Origin of the sequence: Mycobacterium sp. ENV421 (assembly GCF_002887815.1) — a bacterium.
Lineage (GTDB): Bacteria > Actinomycetota > Actinomycetes > Mycobacteriales > Mycobacteriaceae > Mycobacterium.
Genome location: NZ_PDHO01000077.1, coordinates 1 through 6,072 on the forward strand (window position 1 = coordinate 1; position 6,072 = coordinate 6,072).

Consider the following 6,072-nt stretch of genomic DNA (forward strand, 5'->3'; position numbering starts at 1 on the left):
GCCAAGGGAGTAAACAAAATTCGTTCGCGTATCTCCCCGACGGCAGCGACATAGGCGCGGCTCAGTCCGTGATCTTGGCCAAGATGGCGTTGGCGATCTGCACTGGGCGGTCGGCGATGTCGTAGGAGCACATCAGCCCGTCGACCACTGCTAGAACCCACCCCGTCGCGACTGGCCGGGTTCTCAACCCTCGACACCACCCCTGTCGCGCAACCGATTTCACCGAAGCCGACGAAGGTCGCGGTCAACGACGCCCAAGGGTCGCGGCGGGGCCGGTCGATGCCGCAGATCTGAGGATGACCCGACGGATCCGGGACCTGCCGACGATGCGGACGAGCAGTCGGCAAACCCGACCGCGACCTGAGCTAGCTTAGCTGATAGGCCATGACGTACTTTGCTGTCAGCTCTCCCCGATTCTCGTCGGGGATTCCGGGGCCTGCCTCGCAATCGCTGGGACTGGCCGATTAGGGAGGGACTGTCTCGATAACGTGTGTAGCTGCGGTCTCGGGTCGGGGTAGCTAATGTTGTGCAGCTGGTGTCCGTACGACGATGCCATCCAAAGCCGGGCAAATCTTGATTTGGCAGCCGAGTCGGGATGTGTGGTCTACGCCATCACAGAATTCCAGCATTGACACCTCTTGGTCGCTGCTGGGCGGCAGTTTGTCCAACCAGTCTGCATCGACGTGCACATGGCATGTCGCACATGCGCACTCCCCGCCGCAGTCCCCGTCGATGCCTGGCACGTTGTTACTGACGGCGATTTCCATCAGTGACATGCCGTCTTCGGCGTCAACGCAGCGGCTCGTACCGGTGTAGTCGATGTAGGTGATCTTCGGCATTTCGATTCCTTTATCAGTGGGTTAGAGGGAGGTTCGGGACGTTTGCGCGGGTAGGGCCGTTGACCGCCGCCGCAAGGGCTGTGAGGGGGAGGCTCTCGTCGGCGAGTTGCGTCGGGTCTACCTCTGCGCGGTCGGCGATAAGGGTTTTCGACACCATGAATTCGCGCGGCCGGTTGATTGCATCGACGGCCAGCAGTTTCCCGGCGCGCATGTAGAAGGCTGCAAACGATGCTGAGGCCGGATCACCCCGGATGATCACGTCGTCGTAACCTTCGTTGACGCCGGCCGTCTGTAGTTTGATGTTGTACTGGTCTGACCAGAACCAGGGGACTTGACGGAACGGCTCGTCTCTGCCGAGGATCGCTGCGGCGGCCGTTTTGGCCTGTTCGATAGCGTTGTGCACCGACTCGAGGTGAAGTCGTCGGCCGTATATGGGGCTCGGGTACTGGGTGCAGTCACCAGCTGCGTAGATGCCAGGTGCGCTTGTCTGGCAACGGCTGTCCACGACGATGCCGCTTTCGCATGTCAGCCCAGCTGCTGAGGCTAAGTCGACGTTGGGGAGCAATCCTATCCCGACTATGACGAGGTCTGCGTCGATGTACTCGCCGCTATCGAGTTCAATGCGTGCGGTGGACGAGCTGTCGTGGATACGTGTGACTGTCGTTGCGCACCGAATCGTCACTCCTGCTCGCCGGTGAGTGTGTTCGAAGAAGCGGGCCACCGTCGGACAGGTGACCCGTGCCAAGACGGTGGTTTGTGCTTCGAGGACGGTCACGGTCAACCCGAGTTCTGCGGCTACCGCGGCGATTTCGAGGCCGATGTAACCGCCGCCCACCAGGACCAGCCGTGTCCCGGGATGGAACTGGGAGCGGATCCTGTCTACGTCGGTCACTGTTCGCAGGTAGTGGACGCGGGGGTGATCAGCACCAGGGCAGGCCAGCGGGCGGGGGCGGCCGCCGGTGGCCAGCACCAAGTGATCGAAGCTGATAGCGCGGCCGTCGGTGAGCCGGACGCGTCTCTTTTCGGTGTCGAGCTCGCTCACCCGAGTGTCGACCATGACATCGACGTGGGCTTGCTGGTAGAACGCCGCAGGGCGTAGGTACAGGCGGTCCAGCGGGAGGGTGCCGGCCAGGAAGGCTTTCGACAGTGGGGGGCGCTGATAGGGCAGCGCCGGCTCGTCGCCGAGCAGGGTGATCTGCCCCTCGAACCCTCCTTGTCGAAGGCTGGTGACTGTCTGTGCGCCAGCCTGGCCGGCACCGACCACCACAACGGCTTCGGTCACGCACGTGTGGATCATCAGGCGTTGATGCGCACGGGCAGCGATTCGTAGCCCTTGACGAACGGTGAGAGCACGCGGGTCGGTTCTTGAAGAACCTGGATCTGCAGTGGGTCCGGCCACCGTTTGAGGATTTCTTCCCACAGGATGTTGAGCTGTAGTTCGGCGAGTCTGTTGCCGACGCAGCGGTGGATGCCGAACCCGAAGGACAAGTGCTGGCGGGGCTTGGCGCGATCGATGATGAACGTGTCGGGATTGTCGATGGCCTCGGGGTCCCGGTTGCCGGACACGTACCACATCACGACTTTGTCGCCCTGGCGGATGTGCTTGCCGGCGAACTCGATGTCTTCCAGTGCGGTACGACGCATGTGCGAAAGAGGTGTTTGCCACCGGATGATCTCCGACACCATAGAGCTGATCAACGCCGGGTTGGCGGACAGTTTGCGGTATTCGTCGGGAAATTCGTTCAGGGCCAACACACCGCCCGTCATCGAGTTGCGGGTGGTATCGTTGCCGCCGACGATCAGCAGCACGACGTTTCCGAGATATTCCTCGGGCGCCATGTGTCGTGTTGACTCCGAATGGGCCATCATCGAGATGAGATCGTTCTTGGGTTCGGCATTCACGCGCTGGTTCCACAGCTCGGTGAAATACGTTGCGCACTCCATCAGCTCGGCCATGCGCTGTTCTTCAGAATCGATGATCCCGCCACCGGGCAACGCCGTGGTGACGTCCGACCAGCGCGTCAACTTGGCGCGGTCGTCCCAGGGAAAATCGAACAGCGTCGCCAGCATCTTGGTGGTCAAGTCGATCGACACCCGATGCACCCAGTCGAACTCTTCATTGATCGGCAATCCGTCGAGGAGGTCCCCGGTGCGCTGGCGAATCACCGATTCCATGGTGGCAAGGTTTTCGGGCGCCACGATGGGGCTCACGGTCTTTCGCTGGACATCGTGTTTCGGTGGATCCATGGCGATGAACATGGGAAGCGATGCTGCGGCGTTGTCGTCCATGATGGTGATGCCGCCACTTTTAGCCTCCGACGAGAACACCTTCGGGTTGGTCTCGACTGCCATGATGTCGCGGTACTTGGTCACCGACCAGTAGGGGCCGAACATGCTGCTCTTGCAGTAGTGAACTGGATCCTCTTCGCGCAGGCGTTTGAAATAGGGATGCCAGGTGTTGTCCCGGAACAACACGGGATTGCTCACATCAATGTCCTCCAAGGCCATCCCGTACGCCGCGTTCGTCGCGTCGCTGGCGGCCACCGTCATTTCGGTCATGTTGGTCCCTTCTCAACCTGGTGCTCTACAGAAAAATGGGCGCATGAGCGGAAACATGTCTCGCCCCAACCGTTGTGCGCGCCGAGCAGTTCCACCTCGACGTGCACCCCGCGCGGCCTAATGTGACCCTCAACACGATCAAGGGTGATAGGTGGCGAGGCCGACGACAAGTGGCCCGCGGGCCACGTCATGACCCCTGCGGGCCACATCTGGAAGAGGCCGGATGCGGACGTGAGCCGCACCGGACGTTCGAGCTACCGCCGATCGGCGAAGTTCCTGCCGGGCAATCCGGTGCCCACGCAGACGGGCTGGAGCCGATTCGTCATGCTGCGCCGGACGTTGCGAATCGTGATTGCGATGGTGACTGCCGCCCCCTTCGTCACCTGCGACCGGATTCGCGTCGCTCACTAACGCAGCTAAAGTTAGGGCGAACGGGCCAGGCGCCGAGCCTGGTAATCGCTGATGTCTAGCAACCCGAACTTGCCCGCCAAGGCAGCAGCGCTGATCCGGTTGCTTACGCCAAGCTTGTTCAGCAGCGTGGCCACCATGCGCTTGGCGGTTCGTTCCGAGACCAGCAATCGGTCGGCCATCTCCGCGTTCTCCAGCCCTGCCGCCAGCAACGTCCACAACTTCAGGTCCTGATCGGACAAATGCTCTAGCACTTCACTTGGGGGTCGGCGGGTCTGGGTCAGGAGGTCATCGAGGACGGCGCCATCGACAACCCGCATGCCTTCGGCGATCGTCCACAGAGGGCCTGCCAGCGCTTCGGGCCGTGCGGTCTTGGGCAGGAAGCCGTCGGCTCCGGCACGCAACGCTTCTTCGGCCAGGTCGAGATCATCGGTGCCCGACAGCGCGAGGATCCGGGTCGTGGGGCTACGGCCCTTGATGTGGCGGATCGCAGCCAGTCCTCCCAGCGGGGGCATGGTCAGATCAACGATCGCGACGTCAGCGGCGCAGTCCGCGACGAGGTCGGCCGCCTCCTCGACATAGCTGGTTTGGCCCCCCACGGTGAAGATGTCCCCCCATTCGCGGGTGAGCAGCAAGGCTAGTCCCTGCGCAAACAGTTCGTGGTCATCGACGATAGCCACGACGATCCCCTTCCGGCCGCCGCTAGGCTTCATTGTGACGATGTTAGCCGCACCTCAGGATAGGGTCGATGAGACTGAATAACCGGGTCACCGCACTTGTCGACGGTGGCGAATACGGACTGGCCCGCGTTGTGGTGGCAGTCCGGATGGCGGTAGTGGCGTCAGTCGGGGTGCTGGTGCTTGTGGGACCCGCCTGGGTTCGCCAGCACGTGCCCACGGCTGTGGGCATTCTGATTGCGGCGACGGTGTACGCAGTGGTGCTGCTGGCCAACCCGAAATTCGAGGCGCGCCGCACCCGGTACTCCTGGGCGGTCGCCCTGGCTGACAGTGCCATCACCCTTGCCTGGATCGCCTTCACCGGTGGACCGCATAGCCCGGTGGTGGCGGTACTTCCCTTGGTCGTCATCGCTTCGGCAGCCCGGCTGTCATTCATCGAGACTCTGCTGTTATCGACGCTTTTGGGTCTGGCGTACACCGCGGTGATCGTGCCCTTTTCATCGACGCCAGCAACGGCGCTCACCCCTTGGCTCCAGGCCAGCTGGTGGGCGCTGTATTTGTTGTTCGCGGCGGTTCTCACCGCGGGCCTGTCTACCTTGGCGGAGCGCGAACACCGTTCCAGACTGCGCGCTCTGGTCGAAGCCGAGACCCAGCACGCCGCGGCCGAGGAGGAACGCGATCTGCGCTCACGGCTGCTCACGTCTTACCAGTCCCAACAGGACGGGCTGCAGGTGCTGGTGCACGAGTTCCGCACCCCCATCGCCTCGCTGGAGGCACTGCTCGATGCACTGGCCGGCATCTCGCCGATGACGGACGCCGACCGCAGCACCAGCCTGCAGCTGGCCAGCCGGCACACCCGTCATGTCGTCGACATGCTCGACGCACTCTCCGACGTCGCGCTGAGCCGACGCCCCACCTTTTCGGGGGGCAGGGTACGCCAAGTCGACGTCGCGGATATCGTCACCGCAGCAGCCGATGCGGTAGGCCTCACTGCGCCACGCCTACAGCTTGCGATGACCGCCGACCTGAGTGCTGTCGCGATCAACGCGCAGGGATTGCGTCGGGTGCTGACCAACCTGCTCGAAAACGCAGCCCGCCACGGCCGCGGCGCGCCGGTCGACGTCACGTGCAGTCGACACGGCAACGACCTCGTCATCGCCGTCGCCGACCGTGGCCCCGGATTCCCCGACGAGCAAGTGGGAGAGCTGACAGCAAAGTACGTCAGTGCCGGCGGTCAGCGCGGCACCGCCGGTCTGGGGCTGTGGATCGTGCAGCAGATCACCGACGCAATGGGTGGTCGGGTGAATTTCGCCGCTCGCGCTGGTGGTGGGCTCGTCGCGACCTTCCGTGTTCCGCTCATCACCGCGCCGCAACCAGACCCGCCCCCCGCTCCGCGCTGGTAGTCCGGACAACTTTCCGCGGGCCTCGTCGGCCAGTCGTCGGCGCCGCCAACGGCACGCAGCCCACTGGCCCACGCTGGCGTGATCGATCATGGGGACGGTGACGTCCGGATTTCGGTGTAAATCGGTGGGCGCAAGGTTCCGCTTCGGTGGGTGATGTTACGCGGTGGCGCTGACAGGTTCGACTGC

At 63.3% G+C, this 6,072-nt stretch carries 6 protein-coding genes; 2 read left to right on the plus strand and 4 right to left on the minus strand.

What is annotated here, in order from left to right; translation table 11 throughout:
- Window positions 1-518: 518 nt before the first annotated feature.
- Genes CRM90_RS29240 through CRM90_RS29250 form a run of 3 tightly spaced genes read right to left on the minus strand, consistent with a single transcriptional unit; the run spans window position 519 to window position 3,398 of the window.
- Window positions 519-839 (minus strand): 2Fe-2S iron-sulfur cluster-binding protein, encoded by a 321-nt coding sequence (locus CRM90_RS29240; protein WP_102810353.1) that lies wholly within the window; start codon window positions 837-839, stop codon window positions 519-521.
- Between the two features lie 13 nt (window positions 840-852).
- A complete protein-coding gene (locus CRM90_RS29245) occupies window positions 853-2,121 on the minus strand; it encodes an NAD(P)/FAD-dependent oxidoreductase (protein WP_102810358.1) in 1,269 nt (422 codons plus the stop codon).
- 14 nt (window positions 2,122-2,135) lie between these two features.
- Window positions 2,136-3,398: a cytochrome P450 gene (locus CRM90_RS29250; protein WP_102810354.1), complete on the minus strand. Its 1,263-nt coding sequence runs from the start codon at window positions 3,396-3,398 to the stop codon at window positions 2,136-2,138.
- Between the two features lie 231 nt (window positions 3,399-3,629).
- Between CRM90_RS29250 and CRM90_RS29255 the strand changes: the two genes are divergently transcribed.
- On the plus strand, window positions 3,630-3,809 hold the full coding sequence (locus CRM90_RS29255; protein WP_142391489.1) for a hypothetical protein: 180 nt from the start codon (window positions 3,630-3,632) through the stop codon (window positions 3,807-3,809).
- A gap of 11 nt (window positions 3,810-3,820) precedes the next feature.
- On the opposite strand, the gene CRM90_RS29260 is transcribed toward CRM90_RS29255, so the two are convergent.
- Window positions 3,821-4,519 carry a response regulator gene (locus CRM90_RS29260; protein WP_102810356.1) on the minus strand — a complete coding sequence of 233 codons (699 nt, stop codon included), beginning with the start codon at window positions 4,517-4,519 and terminating at the stop codon, window positions 3,821-3,823.
- A gap of 35 nt (window positions 4,520-4,554) precedes the next feature.
- Here CRM90_RS29260 and CRM90_RS29265 point away from each other — a divergent pair, with 35 nt between their 5' ends.
- Window positions 4,555-5,886 (plus strand): sensor histidine kinase, encoded by a 1,332-nt coding sequence (locus tag CRM90_RS29265; protein ID WP_102810357.1) that lies wholly within the window; start codon window positions 4,555-4,557, stop codon window positions 5,884-5,886.
- Window positions 5,887-6,072: the final 186 nt, after the last annotated feature.